The sequence below is a fragment of the Amycolatopsis sp. NPDC051102 genome (assembly GCF_040682815.1).
Classification (GTDB): Bacteria; Actinomycetota; Actinomycetes; order Mycobacteriales; family Pseudonocardiaceae; genus Amycolatopsis.
Map to the genome: position 1 here is coordinate 151222 of NZ_JBFBBT010000006.1, position 22719 is coordinate 173940.

23 protein-coding genes and 1 pseudogene are annotated in these 22719 nt (G+C 70.8%); 14 read left to right on the forward strand and 10 right to left on the reverse strand.

Annotated features, from left to right (window positions below; all coding sequences use genetic code 11):
- The first annotated feature begins 254 nt into the window (after positions 1 to 254).
- From AB0M93_RS19740 to AB0M93_RS19755, 4 genes and pseudogenes are all read left to right on the forward strand, one after another.
- Positions 255 to 3977, forward strand: coding sequence for a multifunctional oxoglutarate decarboxylase/oxoglutarate dehydrogenase thiamine pyrophosphate-binding subunit/dihydrolipoyllysine-residue succinyltransferase subunit (locus AB0M93_RS19740; RefSeq protein WP_364275389.1), 3723 nt, complete (start codon positions 255 to 257; stop codon positions 3975 to 3977).
- 177 nt (positions 3978 to 4154) lie between these two features.
- Positions 4155 to 4673, forward strand: coding sequence for an N-acetyltransferase (locus AB0M93_RS19745; protein ID WP_364275391.1), 519 nt, complete (start codon positions 4155 to 4157; stop codon positions 4671 to 4673).
- 13 nt (positions 4674 to 4686) lie between these two features.
- Positions 4687 to 5644 (forward strand): annotated as a pseudogene (locus tag AB0M93_RS19750) (LLM class flavin-dependent oxidoreductase).
- 50 nt (positions 5645 to 5694) lie between these two features.
- The gene (locus AB0M93_RS19755; RefSeq protein WP_364275393.1) at positions 5695 to 6321 is read left to right on the forward strand and encodes a LysE family translocator; all 627 of its coding nucleotides are present in this window, start codon (positions 5695 to 5697) and stop codon (positions 6319 to 6321) included.
- A gap of 32 nt (positions 6322 to 6353) precedes the next feature.
- Here AB0M93_RS19755 and AB0M93_RS19760 read toward each other — a convergent pair whose 3' ends face one another.
- The 4 genes from AB0M93_RS19760 to AB0M93_RS19775 are packed head-to-tail and all read right to left on the reverse strand — an operon-like array spanning position 6354 to position 9665.
- Positions 6354 to 7238, reverse strand: coding sequence for an ABC transporter substrate-binding protein (locus AB0M93_RS19760; protein WP_364275395.1), 885 nt, complete (start codon positions 7236 to 7238; stop codon positions 6354 to 6356).
- Positions 7235 to 7918 carry an ABC transporter permease subunit gene (locus AB0M93_RS19765; protein ID WP_364275397.1) on the reverse strand — a complete coding sequence of 228 codons (684 nt, stop codon included), beginning with the start codon at positions 7916 to 7918 and terminating at the stop codon, positions 7235 to 7237. Before AB0M93_RS19765 ends, AB0M93_RS19760 begins: the two co-directional genes overlap by 4 nt.
- Positions 7915 to 8583, reverse strand: a complete 669-nt coding sequence (locus tag AB0M93_RS19770) for an ABC transporter permease subunit (protein ID WP_364275399.1) — start codon at positions 8581 to 8583, stop codon at positions 7915 to 7917. The genes AB0M93_RS19765 and AB0M93_RS19770 overlap by 4 nt, the downstream gene beginning before the upstream one ends.
- Positions 8580 to 9665 (reverse strand): ATP-binding cassette domain-containing protein, encoded by a 1086-nt coding sequence (locus AB0M93_RS19775; RefSeq protein ID WP_364275400.1) that lies wholly within the window; start codon positions 9663 to 9665, stop codon positions 8580 to 8582. The genes AB0M93_RS19770 and AB0M93_RS19775 overlap by 4 nt, the downstream gene beginning before the upstream one ends.
- A gap of 92 nt (positions 9666 to 9757) precedes the next feature.
- Between AB0M93_RS19775 and AB0M93_RS19780 the strand changes: the two genes are divergently transcribed.
- The gene (locus tag AB0M93_RS19780; RefSeq protein WP_364275402.1) at positions 9758 to 11170 is read left to right on the forward strand and encodes a bis-aminopropyl spermidine synthase family protein; all 1413 of its coding nucleotides are present in this window, start codon (positions 9758 to 9760) and stop codon (positions 11168 to 11170) included.
- A gap of 76 nt (positions 11171 to 11246) precedes the next feature.
- On the opposite strand, the gene AB0M93_RS19785 is transcribed toward AB0M93_RS19780, so the two are convergent.
- The gene (locus AB0M93_RS19785; protein ID WP_364275404.1) at positions 11247 to 12428 is read right to left on the reverse strand and encodes an NADP-dependent malic enzyme; all 1182 of its coding nucleotides are present in this window, start codon (positions 12426 to 12428) and stop codon (positions 11247 to 11249) included.
- Positions 12429 to 12879: 451 nt separating this feature from the next.
- Here AB0M93_RS19785 and rfbC point away from each other — a divergent pair, with 451 nt between their 5' ends.
- The 4 genes from rfbC to AB0M93_RS19805 all read left to right on the forward strand — a co-directional run bounded on the left by rfbC (position 12880) and on the right by AB0M93_RS19805 (position 15113).
- Positions 12880 to 13485: a dTDP-4-dehydrorhamnose 3,5-epimerase gene (gene rfbC / locus AB0M93_RS19790; protein ID WP_364275406.1), complete on the forward strand. Its 606-nt coding sequence runs from the start codon at positions 12880 to 12882 to the stop codon at positions 13483 to 13485.
- A 60-nt stretch (positions 13486 to 13545) separates the two neighbouring features.
- Positions 13546 to 13959, forward strand: coding sequence for an SRPBCC family protein (locus AB0M93_RS19795; protein WP_364275408.1), 414 nt, complete (start codon positions 13546 to 13548; stop codon positions 13957 to 13959).
- Positions 13956 to 14390, forward strand: coding sequence for a MarR family transcriptional regulator (locus AB0M93_RS19800; protein WP_364275410.1), 435 nt, complete (start codon positions 13956 to 13958; stop codon positions 14388 to 14390). The genes AB0M93_RS19795 and AB0M93_RS19800 overlap by 4 nt, the downstream gene beginning before the upstream one ends.
- 69 nt (positions 14391 to 14459) lie before the next feature.
- Positions 14460 to 15113, forward strand: coding sequence for a hypothetical protein (locus AB0M93_RS19805; RefSeq protein WP_364275412.1), 654 nt, complete (start codon positions 14460 to 14462; stop codon positions 15111 to 15113).
- On the opposite strand, the gene AB0M93_RS19810 is transcribed toward AB0M93_RS19805, so the two are convergent.
- Complete coding sequence (locus AB0M93_RS19810; RefSeq protein WP_364275414.1) at positions 15110 to 15583, reverse strand: hotdog fold domain-containing protein; 474 nt, start codon at positions 15581 to 15583, stop codon at positions 15110 to 15112. The genes AB0M93_RS19805 and AB0M93_RS19810 overlap by 4 nt on opposite strands.
- 83 nt (positions 15584 to 15666) lie before the next feature.
- On the opposite strand from AB0M93_RS19810, the gene AB0M93_RS19815 reads away from it, so the two are divergent.
- Both AB0M93_RS19815 and AB0M93_RS19820 read left to right on the forward strand, forming a co-directional pair.
- The gene (locus AB0M93_RS19815) at positions 15667 to 16254 is read left to right on the forward strand and encodes an acid phosphatase (protein WP_364275416.1); all 588 of its coding nucleotides are present in this window, start codon (positions 15667 to 15669) and stop codon (positions 16252 to 16254) included.
- Between the two features lies 1 nt (position 16255).
- Entirely contained in the window at positions 16256 to 16738 is a 483-nt protein-coding gene (locus tag AB0M93_RS19820; RefSeq protein WP_364275418.1) for a GNAT family N-acetyltransferase, read from the forward strand.
- On the opposite strand, the gene AB0M93_RS19825 is transcribed toward AB0M93_RS19820, so the two are convergent.
- Positions 16735 to 17205 carry a hypothetical protein gene (locus AB0M93_RS19825; RefSeq protein ID WP_364275420.1) on the reverse strand — a complete coding sequence of 157 codons (471 nt, stop codon included), beginning with the start codon at positions 17203 to 17205 and terminating at the stop codon, positions 16735 to 16737. The two genes, AB0M93_RS19820 and AB0M93_RS19825, sit on opposite strands and share 4 nt — an antisense overlap.
- A 311-nt stretch (positions 17206 to 17516) precedes the next feature.
- Here AB0M93_RS19825 and AB0M93_RS19830 point away from each other — a divergent pair, with 311 nt between their 5' ends.
- Both AB0M93_RS19830 and AB0M93_RS19835 read left to right on the forward strand, forming a co-directional pair.
- Positions 17517 to 18491: a diacylglycerol kinase family protein gene (locus AB0M93_RS19830; protein WP_364275422.1), complete on the forward strand. Its 975-nt coding sequence runs from the start codon at positions 17517 to 17519 to the stop codon at positions 18489 to 18491.
- Positions 18492 to 18762: 271 nt separating this feature from the next.
- Positions 18763 to 19017, forward strand: coding sequence for a WhiB family transcriptional regulator (locus AB0M93_RS19835; protein WP_003059797.1), 255 nt, complete (start codon positions 18763 to 18765; stop codon positions 19015 to 19017).
- A gap of 354 nt (positions 19018 to 19371) precedes the next feature.
- Here the strand turns inward: AB0M93_RS19835 and AB0M93_RS19840 are convergent, their stop codons facing one another.
- The 3 genes from AB0M93_RS19840 to AB0M93_RS19850 all read right to left on the reverse strand — a co-directional run bounded on the left by AB0M93_RS19840 (position 19372) and on the right by AB0M93_RS19850 (position 22045).
- Positions 19372 to 20892, reverse strand: a complete 1521-nt coding sequence (locus AB0M93_RS19840; RefSeq protein ID WP_364275424.1) for a histidine kinase N-terminal domain-containing protein — start codon at positions 20890 to 20892, stop codon at positions 19372 to 19374.
- 212 nt (positions 20893 to 21104) lie between these two features.
- Positions 21105 to 21425, reverse strand: coding sequence for a mycothiol system anti-sigma-R factor (gene rsrA / locus AB0M93_RS19845; RefSeq protein WP_003059781.1), 321 nt, complete (start codon positions 21423 to 21425; stop codon positions 21105 to 21107).
- The gene (locus AB0M93_RS19850) at positions 21422 to 22045 is read right to left on the reverse strand and encodes a sigma-70 family RNA polymerase sigma factor (protein WP_364275426.1); all 624 of its coding nucleotides are present in this window, start codon (positions 22043 to 22045) and stop codon (positions 21422 to 21424) included. The genes rsrA and AB0M93_RS19850 overlap by 4 nt, the downstream gene beginning before the upstream one ends.
- Positions 22046 to 22240: 195 nt before the next feature.
- Between AB0M93_RS19850 and ybaK the strand changes: the two genes are divergently transcribed.
- Positions 22241 to 22717: a Cys-tRNA(Pro) deacylase gene (ybaK, locus tag AB0M93_RS19855; protein WP_364275428.1), complete on the forward strand. Its 477-nt coding sequence runs from the start codon at positions 22241 to 22243 to the stop codon at positions 22715 to 22717.
- Positions 22718 to 22719 lie beyond the last annotated feature (2 nt).

The following is a 22719-nucleotide window of genomic DNA, read 5'->3' on the forward strand; positions in this document are numbered from 1 at the left end:
CCAGTGGAACCCGCCGCCGTGAACGGCCACCGGCCGGCGGGCGAACCGGGGCGGAAGAGCCCGGGAACCCTGTACCCGGTCCAGTGCTTAAGGTTCCCTTAGCACATCTTGATCGAGTCAGTGATTGTTACCCTAGTGCGCCACGCCTCACACAGGCCGGTTCCATCACATCGCGGTCACCGAGGGGGTTAGCCTGGTAGGCGCATCAGCGGATTCAAGATCGAGATCGAGACGGATAGAGGCGAGCCCAAGCCGTGTCCAGCAGCAGCCCTGCGTCGCAGTTCGGCCCCAATGAGTGGCTGGTCGAAGAGATGTACGACCAGTTCCTCGCCGACCCTTCCTCAGTCGATGCCGCCTGGCACGACTTCTTCGCGGACTTCAAGCCGACGCAGAGCGCCCAGGCCAAGGCGGACACCGCCCGGCAGCAGGCCGACGCCAAGCCGGCCACCAACGGCCAGGCGGCGCAGCCGTCGGCCAAGGCCGTGCAGAACGCGGAGTCGGCGGCCCGGCAGGCGGCGCCGACCAAGGCGGCTCCCGAGAAGGCAGCCCCGGCCAAGGCGGCCCCGAAGCAGGCGGCGCCCAAGCCGGCCGCCAAGGCCGAGCCGAAGGCCGACGCCAAGCCGCAGGCGAAGGAAGAGCCGGAGTCGAAGCAGCTCCGCGGGGCCGCGGCGGCCATCGCCAAGAACATGGACGCCTCGCTGAGCGTCCCCACCGCGACCAGCGTGCGCGCGGTCCCAGCGAAGCTGATGGCGGACAACCGCATCGTCATCAACAACCACCTCAAGCGCACCCGCGGCGGCAAGATCTCCTTCACGCACCTCATCGGCTACGCCATGGTGCGGGCGCTGAAGGACTACCCGAACATGAACCGGCACTACCAGCAGATCGACGGTAAGCCGTTCGCGATCACGCCGGAGCACGTCAACTTCGGGCTCGCCATCGACATGAAGGGCAAGGACGGGTCGCGCAACCTCGTCGTGGCCTCGGTCAAGAACGTCGGGGACATGTCGTTCCTGCAGTTCTGGCAGGCGTACGAGGAGATCGTCAAGAAGGCCCGCAACAACAAGCTCACCGCCGACGACTTCTCCGGCACCACGATCTCGCTGACCAACCCGGGCGGCATCGGCACCAACCACTCGGTGCCGCGGCTGCAGGCCGGCCAGGGCGCCATCATCGGCGTCGGCGCCATGCAGTACCCGGCCGCCTTCGAGGGCACCAGCGAGAAGACCCTGGTCGACCTCGGCATCAGCAAGATCATGACGCTGACCTCGACGTATGACCACCGCATCATCCAGGGTGCGGAGTCCGGCGAGTTCCTCAAGCGCATCCACCAGCTGCTGCTCGGTGAAGACGGCTTCTACGACGACGTCTTCACCAGCCTGCGCCTGCCGTACGAGCCGATCCGCTGGGTCGCCGACATCCCCGACGGCCCGGTCGACAAGACCGCCCGCGTGATCGAGCTGATCGACGCGTTCCGGATGCGCGGTCACCTGATGGCCGACACCGACCCGCTGAACTACCGCCAGCGCAGCCACGCCGACCTGGACGTCCTGTCCCACGGCCTGACGCTCTGGGACCTCGACCGCGAGTTCCCGGTCGGCGGCTTCGCCGGCCAGGAGCGGATGAAGCTGCGCGACATCCTGGGCGTGCTGCGCAACTCCTACTGCCGGACGGTCGGCATCGAGTACACCCACATCCTCGACCCCGAGGAGCGCCGCTGGATCCAGGAGCGCGTCGAGATCCCGCACGAGAAGCCGGACCCCGCGGTCCAGAAGTACGTGCTCTCGAAGCTGAACGCCGCCGAGGCGTTCGAGACGTTCCTGCAGACCAAGTACGTCGGCCAGAAGCGGTTCTCGCTGGAGGGCGGCGAGACGGCGATCCCGCTGCTCGACACGCTGCTGGACAAGGCCGCCGAGCACGAGCTCGACGAGGTCGTCATCGGCATGCCGCACCGCGGCCGGCTGAACGTGCTGGCCAACATCGTCGGCAAGCCGATCAGCCAGATCTTCCAGGAGTTCGAGGGCAACCTCGACCCGGGCCAGGCGCACGGCTCCGGTGACGTGAAGTACCACCTCGGCGCCGAGGGCAAGTACTTCCGCATGTTCGGCGACGGCGAGACGAAGGTGTCGCTGACGGCGAACCCGTCGCACCTCGAGACGGTCGACCCGGTCCTCGAGGGCATCGTCCGCGCCAAGCAGGACATCCTCGACAAGGGCGGCGAGGGCTACACCGTGCTGCCCGTCCTGATGCACGGCGACGCGGCCTTCGCGGGCCAGGGCGTCGTCGCCGAGACGCTGAACCTGTCGCTGCTGCGCGGGTACCGCACCGGCGGCACCGTGCACGTCATCGTCAACAACCAGGTCGGCTTCACCACCGCGCCGGAGCACTCGCGCTCCAGCCAGTACGCCACCGACGTCGCGAAGATGATCGGCTCGCCGATCTTCCACGTGAACGGCGACGACCCGGAGGCCGCGCACTGGGTGGCCAAGCTGGCCGTCGAGTACCGGCAGGCGTTCCACAAGGACGTCGTGATCGACCTGATCTGCTACCGCCGCCGCGGCCACAACGAGGGCGACGACCCCTCGATGACCCAGCCGGCGATGTACGACATCATCGACACCAAGCGCTCGGTCCGGAAGACCTACACCGAGTCGCTGATCGGCCGCGGCGACATCTCCGTCGAGGAGGCCGAGGCCGCGCTGCGCGACTTCTCGAGCCAGCTGGAGCACGTCTTCAACGAGGTCCGCGAGCTGGAGAAGCACCCGGCCAAGGCGAGCCCCTCCGTCGAGGAGGAGCAGCAAGTGCCGGCCAAGGTGGCGACGTCGGTCGGCCGCGAGGTCATCGAGCGCATCGGCGACGCGTTCGTCCAGGTGCCCGACGGCTTCACACCGCACCCGCGCGTCAAGCCGGTGATGGAGCGTCGCCACAAGATGTCCCGCGAAGGCGACATCGACTGGGCCTTTGGCGAGCTGCTGGCGTTCGGGTCGCTGGCGATGGAGGGCCGCCTGGTCCGGCTGTCCGGCCAGGACTCCCGCCGCGGCACGTTCACCCAGCGGCACTCGGTGTTCATCGACCGCAAGACCGGCCAGGAGTACTCGCCGCTGCAGAACCTGGCCGACGGCCAGGGCCGCGTGATGATCTACGACTCCGCGCTGTCGGAGTACGCGGCCGTCGGCTTCGAGTACGGCTACTCGGTCGCCAACCCCGAGTCGCTCGTGTTGTGGGAAGCGCAGTTCGGTGACTTCGTCAACGGCGCGCAGACCGTCATCGACGAGTACATCTCCTCCGGCGAGGCCAAGTGGGGCCAGCGCTCGGACGTCGTGCTGCTGCTGCCGCACGGCCACGAAGGCCAGGGCCCGGACCACACGTCCGGCCGCATCGAGCGGTTCCTCTCGCTGTGCGCGGAGGGCTCGATGACGGTGGCGGTCCCGTCCACCCCGGCGAACTACTTCCACCTGCTGCGCCGCCACGCCCTCGACGGCATCCAGCGCCCGCTGGTCGTCTTCACGCCGAAGTCGATGCTGCGCAACAAGGCGGCGACATCGGCGGTCGCGGACTTCACCGGCGAAAGCCGCTTCATGTCCGTCATCGACGACGTCACGCCGGACCCGGCGAAGATCCGCAAGGTGCTGCTGACCTCCGGGAAGCTGTACTGGGAGCTCGTCGCGGAGCGGACGAAGCGCGAAGCCGACGACGTCGCCATCGTCCGGATCGAGCAGTACTACCCGCTGCCGAAGAAGAAGCTGCTGGCGGCCCTGGAGCGCTACACGAACGCGACGCAGGTCGCGTGGGTCCAGGAGGAGCCGGAGAACCAGGGTGCGTGGCCGTTCTTCGGCCTGAACCTGCCCCGGAAGTTCCCGGAGGTCCTCTCGGGCCTGCAGGTCGTCTCGCGCCGCCCGATGGCGGCCCCGTCGGCCGGCTCGTCGAAGGTGCACGAGGTGGAGCAGAAGGCGCTGATCGCGAAGGCGTTCGACTGACCGCTTGACCACAGCGAAGGCCTCCTCCCGGTTCGCCGGCGAGGAGGCCTTCGCCGTTCCGCCCCCGGAAGCGTCGTGCACCCCGAAACTGTCGGACCCCTCCGGTAGCGTGGCAGCTGGGGGGCGCAGCCCAAACCCGATTGCCCCCGCCCGCCGGTTCAGGGCAAGGTGGCGATCATGCTGATCCGCCGTGAGACGCCGGCCGGCCGCGCCGCGATCCACGCGGTCCACCGCGAAGCCTTCCGGCGCGAACCCGGCGTCACCCCGGTCGAGGCGCCGCTGGTGGACGAACTCCGCGCGGACGGCGACCTGATCGACACGCTCTCCTTCGTGGCCGTCCACGACGGCGAGGTCGCCGGGCACGTCTGCTGCAGCCGGGCCCGCGTCGGCGACGACACCACGGCCGCCGTCGGGCTGGGGTCGCTCGGCGTGCTGCCCGCGCACCAGGCCCGCGGCGTCGGCTCCGCGCTGATGCACGCCGTCCTCGGCGCGGCGGACGCCCTCGGCCACGGCCTGGTCGTCCTGCTCGGCAACCCCGCCTACTACTCACGATTCGGTTTCGTCCTCGCGGACACGCTGGCGATCACGGCACCGGACCCGGCGTGGGGTCCGCACTTCCAGGCGCGGACGCTCACCCGCCACCACCCGGCACAGGCGGGCGCGTTCGAGTACGCGCCGGCGTTCTCCCGCATCTGAACAGGAGCCTGGCATGTACGCACCGAGCTCGTCCGTCGGCGTCCGGATCAACCGCGAGCAGCCGCCCGCCAAGCTGCGAGACCTCGCGCGGCAGGCCGAAGACGCCGGCCTCGACGAAGTCTGGCTGGTCGAAGACTGCTTCTGGGCGGCGGGCATCGCCACGGTCGCGCCGGCGCTCGCCGTGACCTCGACGATCAAGGTCGGCATCGGCGTGCTGCCGGCCGTGGCGCGCAACCCGGCGATCGCGGCGATGGAGCTGGCGGCGCTCGCGGAGCTGCACCCGGGCCGGCTGATCGGCGGCCTCGGGCACGGCGTGACGTCGTGGATGTGCCAGATCGGCGCCTACCCGCAGTCCCCGCTGGCGGCCCTGGACGAAACGCTGGTGGCGGTCCGCCGGCTCCTGGCGGGCGACCGGGTCTCGATGAGCGGCCGGCACGTCGAGCTCGACGAGGTCGAGCTGGTGTTCCCGCCGAAGACGGTGCCACCGGTGCTGGCGGGTGTCCGCCGCCCGAAGTCCCTGGCGGTGGCGGACTTCGGCGGACGGGACGATCCTGGCCGAGCCGTCCCCGCCCGAGTTCGTCCGGACGGCGCTGGCCGGCATCGCGGCGACGGGCCCGCACGCGGTGGTGACGTACAACTGGCTGGCCCTCGGCGACCGCGAGCGGGCGCGCACGACCGTCGCGGAGTCCCTGAACCCGGGCTCGCGCGTGCAGGTGGAGGGCCTGCCGTTCGCCGCGGACCTGCTGGTCCTGATGGATTCGACGTCCACAGTGGACGAGCTGGCGGCCGGCCTGCGCCCGGAGTGGATCGACCGCCTGGCCATCTGTGGCGACTTGGACACCTGCGCGGCCGCGGTCCGCTCCCTCCACGAAGCCGGCAGCGGCTCGGTGGTGCTGCTGCCGCTGCCGGAGGAGCCCCCGGAGCGCGGCATCGAGGACGCGGCCCGCGTCGCGGCGGCCCTGCGCGGCTGAGGGCCGGAAAAGGAGTTCGTGCGGCGCGGCCGGCGTGTCAGGATCGGGCCATGCCGGTCGACCAGCACCTCCTCCTGGCCTTCCTCGTGACCACCGCCGTCGCGATGGTCACGCCGGGGCCGGACATGCTCTTCATCCTCGGCTGCGGCATGCGCGGCGGCCCGAAGGCCGGGCTGCTCGCCACCGCCGGGGTGGCCACCAGCGAGGCGATCCACGTCGCGGTCGCCGCGGCCGGGCTCGCCGCGCTCTTCGCCGCCGTGCCGGTCGCCTTCACCGTCGTGCGGGTCGTCGGCGCCGCTTACCTCATCTACCTGGGCGTGCAGGCCATCCGGAAGCGCGGCGGCCTCCCGGACGACGACGTGACGGCCGGTGTCTCCGACCGCCGGGCGTACCTGAGCGGCCTGCTGACCAACCTGCTCAACCCCAAGATGGTCACCTTCACCATCGCGTTCCTCCCGCAGTTCGTCGACCCCGCGCGCGGGAACGTCTGGCTGCAGTTCGCCGTCCTCGGCGCGATCATGATCGCGTTCGAGTTCCTGGTCGACGGCGCGGTCGGCGTCTTCGCCGGCCGCATCGGCGGCTGGCTGCGCCGCAAGCGCACCGCGCGCCGCCGCATCGAGGTCACCACCGGCGGCATCTTCATCGGCCTCGGCATCCGCCTGGCCGTGGAGCGTTGACCGGTTGCGGTCGCGTCGACGGCTACCCGACCCTAGGACTTGAGGTGGTTGCGGGCGAGGAAGTCCTCGGCGATGTCGAGAGGGTTCCGCTTTTCCTCGGTGAACTCGACGTTGAGCTGCGTGAGCTGTTCGGTGGTCAGCGCCGCCGACACGCGGTTCAGCGCCGTGACCTCGCCGGGCGAGAGCGTCCCGCGGGCCACCAGCGGCACGATGTTCTGCGCCGGGAACATGTTCTTGTCGTCGACCAGCGGCACGAACCCGTTCGCCGCGATCGTCGACGACGTGCTGAACAGGTCCGCCACCTGCACGTCCCCGGACTTCAGCGCCGCCACCGTCACCGGCCCGCCGGTGTCGGTCGTGCGGATCTCCTTGAACTCGCAGCCGTACAGCGCCTTGATCTTGTCCTTCCAGCGGCTGCTCCACTGGCCCGGGCCGCCGAACACGAGATCGCGGCAGCGCGGGCCCAGGTCGGAGAACGTCTTCACGCCCGAAGACGCCAGCTGCGGGCCGACGACGAGCAGGTCCTTGTCCTCGGCCGGCGCCTGGTCCAGCACCTCGAACCCGGCGGGGATCTTCTGCTTCAGCTGCGCGTAGACGTCCTGCGGTTTCGTCGCCGTGGTGTCCTTGTCGAAGTACCGCAACAGGTTCCCGCTGTAGTCCGGCACCACCGACAGCGACTTGTCCTGCAGCGCCTTGACGACGACCTCGCGGCTGCCGACCGGCGGCCGCACGGTCACGTTCACCGCACCGGCGTTCTTCAACGCCCCGGCGTAGATCTGGGCCAGCAGCAGGCTTTCCCCGACGTCGGACGCGCCGATGATGATGTCGCCCGACGCGCCGCCCTCGCCACCGCCGGACAGCGGGTTCCCGCAGCCGGCGGCCAGCACCAGAACCGCCAGCAAGACCAGCCGCTTCACGCCGTCACCTTCTTCACGGCCGCGGCGAGCCGGACGCCCCGGGGTACCAGGGCGCGGTTCAGCAGCGCGAACAGCAGGTCCAGGACGATGGCCAGCAACGTCGTCAGCAGCGCGCCCGCAATCACTTCGGAATAGTCCAAAATGGCCAGTCCGTCGAGCAGGAACCGGCCCAGGCCACCGAGTCCGACGTACGCGGCGACCGCGGCGGTCGCCACCAGCTGGAGCACGGCGTTGCGGATGCCGCCGAGCACGAGCGGCAGCGAGATCGGCACCTCGACCTTCCACAGCCGCTGCCAGCCGGTCATCCCGACACCTTCGGCGGCGTCGACGACGCCGTGGTCGGTCGCCTGCAGCCCGGCGTACGTGCCGGCCAGGATCGGCGGCACGGCCAGCACGACGAGCCCGATGATCGTCGAGGTGACGCTTTCGGTGAAGAGCAGGAACAGGAACGTGACGAGCCCCAGCGTCGGCAGGGCGCGGATGGCGTTGCCCGCGCTCACCAGCGCGACGCCGCCGCGTCCGGTGTGGCCGACGAACAGTCCCAAGGGGACGGCGATGACCAGCGCGATCGCCAGCGACAACGCCGTGTAGCCCAGGTGTTCCAGCAGGCGCTGCGGGATGCCGTCGGGCCCGGACCAGTGCGCCGGGTCGCCGAACCAGCGGAAGAGATCGGTGATCACGGCGCCCCCACCCGGGTCCACGGCGTCAGCAGGTTCCGCGCGCCCACCAGCACCAGGTCGACGACCAGCGCCAGCAGCAGCGTCAGCACGATGCCGACCACGATCGGCGAGAAGTACTCGCGCTGGAAGCCGTCGGTGAACAGCACGCCGAGGCCGCCGGTGCCGATCAGCGCGCCGACGCTGACCAGGCTGATGTTGCTGACCGACGCCACCCGCACGCCGGCCGCCAGCACCGGCACCGACAGCGGCAGTTCGACGGCGAAGAACAGCCGCACCGGCTTGTACCCGACGGCGGTCGCGGCGGCGACCACCGGCGGCGGGACCGCGTCGAGGGCGTCGAGCACCGGGCGGACCAGCAGCGCCGTGGTGTAGATGGTCAGTGCGACGACGACGTTGACGCTGTCGAGGATCTTCGACCCGATGAGGCCGGGGATGACGACGAACAGCGCGAGCGACGGGATCGTGTAGAGCAGGTTCGCCACCACCATCAGCACCTGCCGCGCGGGCTGCCAGCGGTGGCCGAGCCAGCCCGCCGCGATCGCCAGCACGATGCCGAGCACCAGCGGGAGCAGCGCCAGGTAGACGTGGTCGCCCAGGTCACCGAGGACCTCGACGCGCGTGTTCCCGCTGCTCAGGTACCGCCCGAGCTCGTCGAAGAAGCTCATGACGCCTGGGGGGTCGCCTCGATCACGTCCAGTACCTGCCGCGCGACCACGGCGCCGAGCACCCGGTGATCCTCGTCGACGACGACGCCGAGGCTGGCGGGCGACGACAGCGCCGCGTCGAGCGCGCCCCGGATCGGCGTCCCGCGGATCCAGAGCGAACCACCGGCCACGAGGTCGTCTTCGGACAGCGGGCCGTCCACTGTGGAGTTCGGGGGCAGCCAGCCGCGAGGGTGCTTGTCGGCGTTGACCGCGAGCCGCCAGCCGTCGCTGGCGGGCACCGCGGCGCCGATCTCGACCAGCTTCAGCTCCTTGACCTCGACGCCTTCGGCGGAGAGGAAGGACAGGCCGCGGTAGCCGCGGTCCCGGCCGACGAACGAGGCGACGAAGTCGTCCACCGGGTGGCGCAGGACGTCGGCGGGCGTGCCGTACTGGGCGAGCTTGCCGCCGACGCGCATCACCGCCACCTTGTCTCCGAGCCGGACGGCCTCGTCGATGTCGTGCGTGACGAACACGATCGTCTTGCCCAGCTGCGACTGCAGCCGCAGCAGCTCGTCCTGCAGGCCTTCGCGCACCACCGGGTCGACCGCGGAGAACGGCTCGTCCATCAGCAGCACCGGCGAGTCCGCGGCGAGCGCGCGGGCGACGCCGACACGCTGCTGCTGGCCGCCCGAAAGCTGCGCCGGGTACCGCTTGCCGAGCTCGACGGGCAGGCCGATGATCTCCAGCAGTTCCGCGGCCCGCTTGCGCGCCTTCGCCTTGTCCCAGCCCGACAGCAGCGGCACGGTGGCGATGTTGTCCAGCACCGTCCTGTGTGGAAAGAGCCCGGCGTGCTGGATGACGTAGCCGATGCCGCGGCGCAGCAGCGCCGGGTCGCCCTCGGCGACGTCCTTGCCGTCGAGCAGCACCTGCCCGGCGGTCGGCTCGACCATCCGGTTGATCATCCGCAGCGACGTCGTCTTGCCGCAGCCGGACGGGCCGACGAACACGGTGATCGTGCCGTCTTCGACCGTCAGGTTCAGCTTGTCGACGGCGACCGTCCCGTCCGGGTACTGCTTGGTCACGTCGCGGAATTCGATGGTCACTGCCACTCCCCATGTCCCGGTCCGTCCGACCGTAGCCGAGACGGCGGTGGTTGGCACGCTGTTCCGGTACGTGGTGACTACGCTTTGAGTCCGTGAACGCCCTCGACGACGTCCTCGCCGCGCACGGCGTCGGCGTCCGCCCGCTGTACCGCGTCCTCGACCTGCTGCGCACCGGCGACCACGACCTCGGCGAGCTGGTCCGGCTGTCGACGGCTCCGCGGCGCAGCGTCGAGGCCGTCCTCGCCGCCCTCGGTGACGACCTGGACCGCAGCGGCGACCGCCTGCGGATCTCCCCGGGCGTCGCGGCGTCGTACCTGCAGTACCACGCGCCCCGCTTCGCCGACCCGCTCGACGAAGCCGTCGCGACGCACGAGCTGCTGCCGAAGATCGCCGAGTGGGTGGCCGAGGTGCCGTCGCCGCTGGCCGCGCTCGACCACGTGCAGGCCACGCCGGAGACCGTGCTGCGCCGCGCGCTCTGGCTCGACGCGCAGTACGACCTGGCCTCGACGCGGCTGCTGTTCCTCGGCGACCACGACCTGACGTCACTGGCCGTGCGGGCGGTCTGCCCGTCGGCGTCGCTCACGGTCCTCGACCTGGACGAGCGCGTGCTCGCCTACCTCGACGACCGGGGCGGCCGCGAGATCCGGACGGTGCACGCGGACCTGCGCGTCGGGCTGCCGCCGGCGTTGAGCGGCGGTTTCGACCTCGTCTTCAGCGACCCGCCGTACACGCCCGAAGGCATGGGGTTGTTCGCCGCGCGCGGTGTCCAGGCGCTGCGGGAGCCGAGCGAAGGACGGCTGCTGCTGGCCTACGGCTACAGCCCGCGCCACCCGGCGCTGGGCGCGCAGGTGCAGCGGTCGCTGGCCACGCTGGGGCTGACGTTCGAGGCGATCCTGCCGGGATTCAACCGGTACTTCGGGGCGCAGGCGATCGGCAGCGCGGCGGACCTGTACGTCTGCCAGCCGACGGCGAAGGCCAAGAAGATGCGCAGCGGCAAGGCGATCTACACGCACGGGCCGCAGTCGGTGGAGGCAGCCGGGACGAAACCGGCGTTGCTGGAGAAGCTCAAGGAGATCGCGACGGCCGGCGGGCTCGCGCTGGAGTCGCGGCCGGTGGACTGGTCGATCTCCGGCCCCGAGAGCGACGCGGTCGCGATGGACCTCTCGGCCGACCCGGGCCCGTGGCTGCTGCGGACGCTGCTGGGCACGAACGCCCGGCGGCTGGCGCTGCTGGTCCCCAACGCGCACCCGGACCTGGCGGACCAGGCGTCCCAGGAGGCGCTCGCGTCACTCGTCCGGGGGAAGTACGCGCTGCGGTACCTGCGGAGCACGCCGGACAATCGCCACGCGGTGGTGGTCGCGGACGCGGTGGAGCACCAGGACGAGGTCCTGACCCGCGCCCACGCCCGGCTGGCGAACGTCTCGCTGGACGTCCCGGAAGACCTCACCGACCTGCGCCTGGTCGACGTCCCCCGCCACCGCCTCACCGAACTGCTCGGCTTCTGAGTCTGCCGCGGCCCTCGTGAGTGTTTAGACGAGTTAGAACTCGTCTAAACACTCACGACAAGCTGCGGCAGGGCAGTCAGTCCGTGACGCCGTCCGCTTCCGCGGCCTTCGCCACCGCCGCCGCGACCTCCGGGGCCACGCGCGGGTCGAGCGGCGACGGGACGATCCGGTCCGGGCCCAGGTCGTCCATCGCCACCGAGACGATCGCCTCGGCCGCCGCCAGCTTCATGTTCTCCGTGATCGCCCGGGCGCCCGAGTCGAGCGCGCCGCGGAAGACGCCCGGGAACGCCAGCACGTTGTTGATCTGGTTCGGGAAGTCACTCCGCCCGGTCGCCACGATCGACGCGTACCGCGCGGCCGCGGCCGGGTGGACTTCCGGGTCCGGGTTGGACAGTGCGAACACGATGCCGCCGCCCGCCATCCGGCCCAGCAGCGACTCGTCGATCGTCGCGCCGGACAGGCCGAGGAACACGTCGGCGCCCTCCAGCGCCTCCGCCAGGCCGCCGCGCAGGCCCGCCTTGTTCGTCGTCGCGGCCAGCCGCTCCTTGACCGGGTTCAGGCCGTCGCGGCCGGCGTGGATGATGCCGCGGGAGTCGAGCACCGTGACGTCGCCGATGCCGGCTTCCTGGAGGATCTTCGCGCAGGCCACCCCGGCCGCGCCGGCGCCCGAGACGACCACGCGCTGGTCGGCGATCGCCCGGTCGAGGACCAGGTTGGCGCCGCGCAGGGCGGCCAGCGTCACGATCGCCGTGCCGTGCTGGTCGTCGTGCATGACCGGGCAGTCCAGCGCCTCCTTGAGCTTGTCCTCCAGCTCGAAGCACCGCGGCGCGGAGACGTCCTCCAGGTTGACCGCCCCGAACGACGGCCGCAGCCGCACCAGCGTCTCGACGATCTCGTCGACGTCGGTGGTGTCCAGCACCAGCGGGATCGAGTCGAGCCCGCCGAAGGTCTTGAAGAGCACCGACTTGCCCTCCATGACCGGCAGCGACGCGCTCGCGCCGATGTCACCGAGGCCGAGCACCGCGGTCCCGTCGCTGACCACGACGACCAGCCGGTCCGCCCACGTGTAGCGCTTGGCCTTGGCCGCGTCCTCGGCGATCGCGCGGCTCACCTTCGCCACACCCGGGGTGTACGCGATCGAAAGGTCACGCGGGCTGGAAATGGGGCGGGTGGCCGCCACCGAGAGCTTGCCGCCCTCGTGCCCGGTGAAGATCTCTTCGTCGGTGACCGGCGCGACAGTGCCGGTGGGGTCGGTCATGGGGTTTCCTGTCGTCGTTTCCGTCATTCGTCCAGTGGGAATGACGGAACTCGCGGTTCGGACGTGTGTCACTGGAATTTCTCCTGGGCATGCGGGCTGGGACCACGGTCCACAGGGGGAAACCGTGGTGAAGTGAGGCTCATTCAGACGTCGCCCGGCGCAAGCCGGCGGCTTGGCCATGATCGTCACGACCGTGGCGCCGAGCTGATCCGAATGAGCCTCATCCCGGCACGGCAGCCCAGCGCGGTAGCGCCGGCCTGTCGGCGAGGCGTCACGTCGGCCATCGGTGCCGTGGGTCTGGCGATGGCCGCGGACGCGGCGGTCCCGTCATTGTGACAGGTCCCGTGCCGCGGGTGACCCCTCGGTGCGGTTGATGTCACACCGGCGCCCTTTTCCCGGCAATTCCCAAGACGTCCGTCCGGTTTTGTAAGGCGCCCGATAAGGTGACGCCATGCAATTCCGCCGGCTGCGCGTCCCGGACGCCTACGAGTTCTCCCCCCGGGCGTTCCCCGACGACCGGGGCCTGTTCGTCGCCCCGTTCCAGGACGACGTCTTCCGTGCGGCGGCCGGTCACCCGCTGCGGCTCGGCCAGGCGAACCACAGCGTGTCCCGGCGCGGCACGATCCGCGGCATCCACTTCGCCGACACCCCGCCCGGGCAGGCCAAGTACATCTACTGCCCGCGGGGTTCGCTGCTCGACGTCGTCGTCGACCTCCGCGTCGGATCGCCGACCTTCGGCCGGTGGGACGCGGTCGTGCTCGACTCGCGCGAGTTCCGCGCCATGTACCTCGCGGAAGGCCTCGGCCACGGCTTCGTCGCCCTCGAGGACGACACCGTGATGTCGTACTTCTGCTCGGAGCCGTACAACCCGGCCGGCGAGCACGGCATCACGCCGCTCGACCCGGCGCTGGGCCTGCCCTGGCCCACGGACATCGAGCCGGTCCTGTCCGAGAAGGACCGCACGGCGCCCACCCTCGCCGAAGCCGTCGACCAGGGCCTGCTCCCGGTGTACGCGGACTGCGTCGCCTACTACGACAAGCTGCGCTCGGCGAACTGACCACCGCCACGGCCACCAGGCCGCTTGCGCTTTTAGTAAGCGCGCATATAGTCTGCTCGCATGGCACTTTACGAGTACGAGCACAGCGAGACGTCCACCGCCCCCGCCGCCGCGATCTGGCCGCTCTGGGCCGACACCGGCCGCTGGCCGGAGTGGGACGCGGGCGTCCGGTCCGTGGTCATCGACGGTCCCTTCGCCGTCGGAACCAGCGGCACGATGACGATGGACGGCATGCCGCCGATCCCGTTCACCCTCACCGAGGTCACCGAGGGCCGGAGCTTCACCGACGAGACCGTCCTGCCGGACGCGCACCTGCGGTTCGAGCACCTGCTGACCGACGTCGAGGGCGGCACGCGGATCACCTACCGCGTCACCATCGACGGCCCGGAGGGATTCGGCCCGCAGGTCACGGAAGACACCCCGGACGCCATGCGCGCGCTGGCCAGGCTCGCTGAGGCATCCTCACGGGTATGAGCGTGCCCGAGTCCCGCCTGCCCGGCCCGGAGCGCAGCCCCGGCTTCCTGCTGTGGCGCGTGACGCTGGCCTGGCAGCGGGCGATGCGGGCCGCGCTGGGCCCGCACGACCTCACGCACGTCCAGTTCGTGCTGCTGACGACGACGTGGTGGCTCACCCGCTCGGGCGAGCCACCCACCCAACGCCAGCTCGCCGACCAGGCCGGCACCGACGCGATGATGACCAGCCAGGTCGTCCGCAAGCTCGCCGATCGCGGCCTGCTGGCCCGCGCCGACGACCCGGCCGACGCCCGCGCGAAGCGCCTCGAAGTCACCCCGGCCGGTCTGGAGCTGGTCGCGAAGGCGCTGAAGGACGTCGAAGCCGCGGACGCCGAGTTCTTCGCCGACGCCGGCGACGGGTTCGTCGACGCGCTGGCCCGGCTCGGCCCCTGACGAAACTCGGGTCTCCCCTGGGGACGATCCCGGATGTCCCGGCGCCGCAACGTGGGCAGGCTCACCGCCATGAAACTTCTCGCACTGGGGGCGGCCGCGATCGCCGCATCGGCACTGACAGCCGGGACCGCGTCGGCCGACGAGCTGCCGGCGTTCGACTTCACCGACTGCCCGGCGCCGCCCGCGAACGCCGACCCGGGCACCTGGCGCTGCGAAGCCTTCGTCTCGCAGGGAAAGCTGACCATCGACGGCCGGGAAATCCCCCTCGGGGAGATGCGGCTGACGTTCAGCGAAGGGCGGGTGAACGGCCAGTACGCGCAGGCGTTCGGCGCGCTGCGGCACGAACCGGTCCGGGTGCCCGGCCTGGCCGGCACCACGCTGCAGCTGCGCTACGGCGGCTATTCGGACTTCCGGAGCAACGACGCGCGCCGCGGCGAGCTCGACGTCTACGCCGTGCTGCGGCACCCGTTGCTGCGCGGGGAATGCAGCATCGGCACGGCGGCCGCGCCGCTGCACACCGTCGTCCACGACGACCCGGCGGTGCCGCCGACGGTGCTCTCCCGGAACCCGCCGACCTTCCACTTCGGTGTCGTGGACCCCGGTCTCGCGCTCCCGGCGACGCAGGGCTGCGGCCCGCTCGGCAAGCTCGTCGACCGGCAGCTGGGCCTGCCGTCGCCTGCCGAGTTCCACCAGACGACGTACGTGCAGTACAAGCAGCTCTAGCGCTTCTTCGGCGTCACCCAGATGGTGATCGTCCCGGTGACCACCGGCTTGCCGTTCGCGTCCGAAATGGTCACCGGGACTTCGAGGTCGAAGCCGTCGGCGCCGAACTCCGGCAGCTCGGGCAGGGCCGCCACCGCGCGCAGGCCCGTCTCCGCCTTCGCGACGTACTGGACGTTCATCCCCTTCGGCAGCCAGCGGTGCGTCGTGGGGACGGTGGCTTCGGCGAGCATGCCCATCGCGATTTCGGCGAGGTTGCAGGCGGCGATCGCGTGGAAGGTACGGATGTGGTTGTAAACACCCCACCACTTCGGGGCGGTCACCTCGCAGCGCCCCGGACGCAGCTCGCGCACCGAGGGCAGCACCGTGCGGAAGTACGGCACCCGTACGCACATCGCGGCGCTGAACAGCTGTTTCCCGCCCGGCTTCCCGGCCAGCTTGTGCCACAGCGCGAACGTCGGCGTCTCGGACATGGGGGTCTCCTCGAACTAAGCTACCGTTCAGTAGCTAAGCAGACGGCCAGCCGCCGCGCAAACCGCCGGATATATTCGGGCCCGTGACCAACCGTCTCTTCCTCCTCCGGCACGGGCAGACCGAATGGTCGCTGAACGGGCGGCACACCGGCCGCACGGACATCCCGCTGACGCCGGCGGGCGAAGGCCAGGCGCGTGCCGCCGGCGGCACCCTCCGCAGCCTGGTGGGCGGTCCCTCACTGGTGCTCTCGAGCCCGCGCGCCCGGGCGCTGCGCACGGCGGCGCTGGCCGGGCTGCGCGTCGACGACGTCACCGAAGACCTGGCCGAGTGGGACTACGGCGACTACGAAGGCATCACCACGCCGAAGATCCGCGAAACCGTGCCGGGGTGGACGGTCTGGACGCACCCGAGCCCCGGCGGCGAAAGCGCTTCGGACGTTTCGGCCCGCGCGGACCGCGTGCTGGAGCGCGCCCGGAGCGCCTGCGAAACCGGCGACGTGATCCTGGTGGGCCACGGGCACTTCAGCCGGGTCCTGGTCGCGCGCTGGATCGGCCTGCCCGCGACCGCCGGTGTCCACTTCGGACTGGACGCGGCCGGCATCGCGGTCCTCGGCGACGAGCGCGGCGAACCCCAGATCGAACACCTCAACCTGCTGCCCGCGGAGGACTGACGTGCCCGACGACCGCATCCGCCGCATCCGGCCCGACGACGTCGAGGCGGCCGTCCGCCTGGCGCACGACCTGGCGGAGTACGAGCGCGCGCCGGACGAGTGCCACCTGACGCCGTCGCAGCTGCACGAGGCGCTGTTCGGGGAGTCGCCGAAGCTGTTCGGGCACGTGGCCGAAGTGGACGGCGAGGTCGTCGGCTTCGCGGTCTGGTTCCTCAACTTCTCGACCTGGCGCGGCGTGCACGGCATCTACCTGGAGGACCTGTACGTCCGGTCGTCCCACCGCGGTTCCGGGCTGGGCAAGGCGCTGCTGGCGGCGCTGGCCGCCGAGTGCGTCGCGAACGGCTACGCGCGGCTCGAGTGGTCGGTGCTGGACTGGAACCCGGCCACGGAGTTCTACAAGGCCCTCGGCGCGGTCCCGATGGACGAGTGGACGGTCAACCGCCTCACCGACGCACCTCTGAAGGCCCTGGCCGCCCAGGCTTAGTCCCCTTCGTGGCCCTCGCGCTCGGCGCGACGGCCGGCGAGCCCGCCGCGCTCGGCGGCCTCCGTCTCGGTCTCGCCTTCGCGCAGATCCAGGGCCCAGGCGCGCGACGGGCGCCGGAAGAGCAGGGCCAGCGCCGCGATGCCCAGCACCGCGACCGGCACGCCCCACAGCGGCTCGCCGGACGGGCCCAGCAGGTACCAGCCGAGCCCGATCACGATCAGCGCGATCACCACCCCGGGCGAGCGCGCCCACGTCTGCCCCAGGACCAGCCCGGCCGACGCGGCCAGGAACGCCAGCGCGACGACGATGAACGTGCCCGACTCGACGAAGACGTTGTTGCCCGGCTGGGCCGGCGACCGCAGGCCGTTCACCAGCACGACCACCCCGAACACCAGCAGGGCGAGCGACGGCACCGCGATGACGGCACCGGCCAGCCGGACCTCGCGGGGTGCGGGCGAAAGCTTCACTGCGGCGGCCTTCCGAGGTCCTTTGCGGGCGCACAGCGGACGCCACCAGGGCGGGTCACCGTGCGTGAGCTGATTTGATCGTATGCCACCCGGTCGGCCGTTTTCGCGGGACCGCCCGGGCGCTGAGAATTCAGGAGTCGTCGATGAGCGGGCGGTCGGCCCGGGTGCACTTGTCACGACGAGCGGACACTCGCCCGTGAAGGAGGACCGCCCGGCACAGGGTCACGAAGGTGCTGTTCCCCGGGGTTGCGCCCGTCACCATGCGGCGCCGGAAGGTTCTCGGACCGCCGGAAGTCACTTACCCTGCGGTGGTGCGCGCAATCCTCGTGGTGAATCCCCAGGCCACCTCGACCACCGCCGGTGGCCGGGACGTGCTGGCGCACGCGTTGGCCAGCCAGGTGAAGCTCGACGTGGTCGAGACGGACTACCGCGGCCACGCGAGGGCCGTCGCGCGCTCGGCCGCGCGGGACGGGATCGACCTGGTCGTGGCCCACGGCGGCGACGGCACGGTGAACGAGGTCGTCAACGGCCTGCTGGCCGACGCCGTGACATCCGGGGCGTCGCCCCGGGCCGGGGGCTCCGCCGCCCGTGCGGGCGGCAACCCCGCCGAACTCGGGCCGATCCCCGCACTGGGCGTCGTGCCCGGCGGCTCGGCCAACGTGTTCGCCCGCGCCCTCGGCATCTCCGCGGACTCCTTCGAGGCCACCCACCAGCTGCTCAACGCGCTGGAGAACGACCGCTCGCGCCGGGTCGGGCTCGGCCTGGCCGACGGGCACTGGTTCACCTTCAACGCCGGCCTCGGCTGGGACGCCGACGTCGTCGGCCGGGTCGCCAAGCGCCGCGGCAAGCAGACGACCGCCGGCCTGTACATGCGGGCCGCCGTCCGCTCGTACTTCCGGCCGCCGCTGGGCCGGCCGGCCCTGACGATCCGCATCCCGGGCGAGGAACCCGCCGAAGCGTTGACCGCTTTCGTGTCGAACACCGATCCGTGGAGCTATTTGGGCGAGCGCGCGGTGCACCTCAATCCGGGTTGCTCGTTCGAGACGGGATTGGGTTTGTTCGCGCTGAACGGTCTGGGATTGCCCACCGTGTTCAAGCATGTACGCCAAGCTTTGGCTACGAAGAGCAACCAGCGCGGCCGGCGTCTCGTGCGTCACGACGACGTGCCGATGATCCGCATCGACGCAGCTGAACCGGTAAACTTCCAGGTGGACGGCGACCTCGTCGGCCAGCGGACCAGAGTGGAATTCTTCAGCGTCCCGGATGCACTGTCGGTAATCGTGTGACGACGGGACCGCTGATCGCCTGCGGCAAAGTGACATCTGCCGTTCGTCGACGCAGAAGCTCCACTCAGCGCATCAGCCTTCCCTTCGGTCGGCTGTTTCGGAGAGAAACCGCAGGTCAGAGGGGTCGCTCGGCCGGGTGACCTGACTCACCGATCTCCAAGAAACCCTTGTCGAAAGCGGTGCTTCGTGAAAGCATTCACAAGCACCCAAAAACGACCGCCATGACGACTGTGGCGCGGTCCTTCCGCGCCATATGAAGGAGCTCACGAACATGGACTGGCGCCACGACGCGGCCTGCCGAGACGAGGACCCCGAGCTGTTCTTCCCGGTGGGAACCAGCGGTCCGGCTCTGTCGCAGGTTACGCAGGCGAAGGCCGTGTGCCACCGCTGCACCGTCGCTTCCGACTGCCTGGCCTGGGCTCTGGCCAGCGGCCAGGACGCGGGCGTGTGGGGCGGCATGAGCGAGGACGAGCGACGCGCGCTCAAGCGCCGCCGTACGCACATCGGCACGCGCACCAACGCCTAAGTTTCTCCGGATTCACCCAGGCCGAGCAGGAAATTCACCCGGCGGGCATTTGTCGTGCCCACGCCGTCTGGGGTGGTACCTACCCGGTCTGAGCTTAACAACCGAGGCGAAACCACCTGGCAACGGGTGCGGCGAAACCTCACAGGGACTTCAAGTCCTCACGAAACGTCGAACGGCCCGGCACCACGCACCTGGTGCCGGGCCTTCAACGTGTCGACCTTCCAATCACGCGAGTCGACCTCTCAATCACATGAGTCGACCTTCGGATCACACCGCCGACCGGCACACGCGTGATTGAGCAGTCAACTCGCGTGATCAGGAAGACGACACGCGTGATTGGGGAGACGACACGAGTCAGAGCCGGCGCGACAGCGGGATGCGCAACGCGGCTTCCGTCCCCGTCGCCCGGGTCGACGACGTCTCCGCGCGCACCTTCCGCAGCGAAAGCGACCCCCGCAGCTCCGACTCCACCAGCGTCCGCACGATCTGCAACCCCAGGCCGTCCGACCGCTCCAGCGAGAACCCTGCCGGCAGGCCACGCCCGTTGTCGCGGATCACGACGTCCAGCCAGCGGGCCGAGCGCTCCACGATCAGCTCGACCTTGCCCGAGCGGCCCGCCGGGAACGCGTGCTCGATGGCGTTCTGCACCAGCTCGGCCAGCACCATCACCAGCGGTGTCGCGATCTCCGCGACCACCACCCCGAACGAGCCCTTCCGCGACAGCCCGACCTGCGACTCCGCCGTCGCCACCTCGCCGACCATCGGCAGCACGTTGTCGAGCAGCTTGTCGAGGTCGACGCGCTCGTCCACGGAAATCGACAGCGCCTCGTGCACCAGCGCGATCGACGTCACGCGACGCACCGACTCCGCCAGCGCCAGCCGCGCCTCCTCCGACGTCGTCCGCCGGGACTGCAGCCGCAGCAGCGCCGCCACCGTCTGCAGGTTGTTCTTCACCCGGTGGTGGATCTCCCGGATCGTCGCGTCCTTCGACAGCAGCGCCCGGTCGCGGCGCTTCACCTCGGTGACGTCGCGGACCAGCACCAGCGCACCCGCCGCCTGGCCGGCCGGCCGCAGCGGCAGCGCGCGGAACAGCACGACGGCGCCGCGTCGCGAATCGGCCTCCGTGCGGCTCGACGGCTTCCCGTCGAGCGCCTCGATGATCCGGTGCGACACCTCGGTCGCGTCGAACGGGTCGCGGATCAGCGACCGCGTCAACGGCGCCAAGCGCGTCCCGACCAGGTCGGACTCGTGCCCCATCCGGTGGTACGCGGACAACCCGTTCGGGCTGGCGAACACGACCGTGCCGCTGGAGTCGAGGCGGATCAGGCCGTCGCCGACCCGCGGCGAGGTGTGGGTGTCGGTCGCGTTGGTGCCGTTCGGCGGGAACGTGCCGTCGACGATCATCTGGCACAGGTCGCCGGCGCTGCCCAGGTACGCGATCTCCAACGGCGAGGGCACGCGCGGCGCGGCCAGGTTCGTCTCGCGGCTCATCACGGCGATCACCTGGTCGTGGAACCGGACCGGGATCGCCTCGCGCCGCATCGGCAGGTCGCGGTACCAGTGCGGGTCCTCTTCGCGGCAGATCCGCACCTCACGCATGGCCTTCGCCAGCTGCGGGTGCTCGTCGACGGTGAACCGCGTGCCGACGACGTCCTCGGGGTGCGCGGTCGGCGCCGTCGTCGGGCGCGCGTGCGCGACGCAGACGAAGTCACCGCCGTCCGGCTGCAGTTCCTCGGTGACCGGGACCCAGAGCAGGAAGTCCGCGAAGGAGAGGTCGGCCAGCAGCTGCCATTCGGCGACGACGGTCTGGAGGTGGTCCGCCGCCTCACCGGGGAGGCCGGTGTTGTCGGCGAGCAGTTCGGCGAGCGTGGACACGCACCCCATCCAACCAGAGCGGAGCGTCATGACACACTTGACCAGGAACCTTTGACGACGAGGAGTGAGCATGTCGAAGCGCGCCCGCAAGCGTCGCGACCGGAAGAAGAACGGCGCGAACCACGGCAAGAAGCCCAACGCCTGATTCCCGGCGTCGGCATGACGAAGGCCCCCACACCGAGGTGCGGGGGCCTTCGTCGTGCTCAGGCGCGCTACTCGGAGCGCTGCTCGAGGGTGATCTCGGTGCGTTCCACGGTGACGCCGCCGCGGGTGGCGACGGTCTGGCGGATCGACGCGCGCAGCCGGCTCTTCAGCTCGGCCGGGGCGTGGTCGCCGCCGCACTTGCGGGCCAGCAGCTGCTTGATGTGCTCGTCGATGCCGTACTCCTCGAGGCACGGCGGGCAGTCCTCGATGTGGGCGCGCAGCGCGGCGTCGCGCTCCGGGCTGCACTCCCGGTCGAGGAGCAGGTAGATGTCGGCGAGCGCCTCTTCGCAGCGGACCTTGTCGGACGCGCCTTCGCACATGTCGTTCATCGCCCCGCCACCTCCTCCTGGGCACCCCGGATGAAGCCGCGCTCGCGCGCGACGTCGGCGAGCAGGTCGCGCAGCTGGGCGCGGCCGCGGTGCAGGCGGGACATCACGGTGCCGATGGGCGTGTCCATGATCTCGGCGATCTCCTTGTACGCGAAGCCCTCGACGTCGGCCAGGTAGACGGCCAGCCGGAACTCCTCGGGCAGCTTCTGCAGGGCGGCCTTGACGTCGGTGTCGGGCAGGTTGTCCATCGCCTCGACCTCGGCCGACCGCAGCCCGCTGGAGGTGTGGCTCTCCGCCTTGGCGATCTGCCAGTCGGTGATCTCCTCGGTGGGCGCCTGCACGGGCTGCCGCTGCCGCTTGCGGTAGCCGTTGATGTAGGTGTTGGTCAGGATCCGGTACATCCACGCCTTGAGGTTCGTCCCCGCCTTGAAGGAAGCGAACGCGGCGTAGGCCTTCAGGTAGGTCTCCTGGACCAGGTCCTCGGCATCGGCGGGGTTGCGGGTCATCCGCATCGCGGCCGAGTACAGCTGGTCGAGCAGCGGCATCGCGTCCCGCTCGAAGCGCTCGGCGCGCTCGGCCTCGGTCGCTTCTTCCGGCGCTGAGTTCTGCGTGCTCGGCAAACCGTTCCCTTCCCGCTCGGCGTCGATGCGCGTGCGCGCATACGGCGGACCCGAGTTTACGCGGGGACCGGGCACGCCGCGGGTCGCCGGTGCCTCGGGACGGCGGCGGCTGCTGCGTGAGCGTGTGGTGGCGAGCGTTGTGGTCACGCCCCGTACAACCGATCGGGGGGATCGGGCATTCCCTAGAATCCCGCCATGGCTGGCAAGGGCACCCCGGCGACCGCTCTGCTCTCGAAGCAGAAAGTGGCGCACGACCTGCACGCGTACGACCACGACCCGCGAGCGGAATCGTACGGCCTGGAGGCGGTGGAAGCACTGGGCCTGGACCGCGCACGGGTGTTCAAGACGCTGGTGGCGGAGGTGGACGGCCGCCTGGTGGTCGGGGTGGTGCCGGTCACGGGCCAGCTGGACCTGAAGGCACTGGCGGCCGCGGCGGGCGGTAAGAAGGCGAAGATGGCGGACCCGGCGGCGGCCCAGCGGGCGACGGGGTACGTGCTGGGCGGCATCTCACCGCTGGGCCACCGGAGCCGGCTGCCGGTGGTGATCGACGCGTCGGCGGAGGGGTTCGAGACGGTGTTCTGCTCGGCCGGCCGCCGGGGGCTGGAGGTGGAGCTGGCCCCGGCTGACCTGATCCGGCTGACCGGGGCCGTGGTGGCGGCGATCGCCCCCTGACC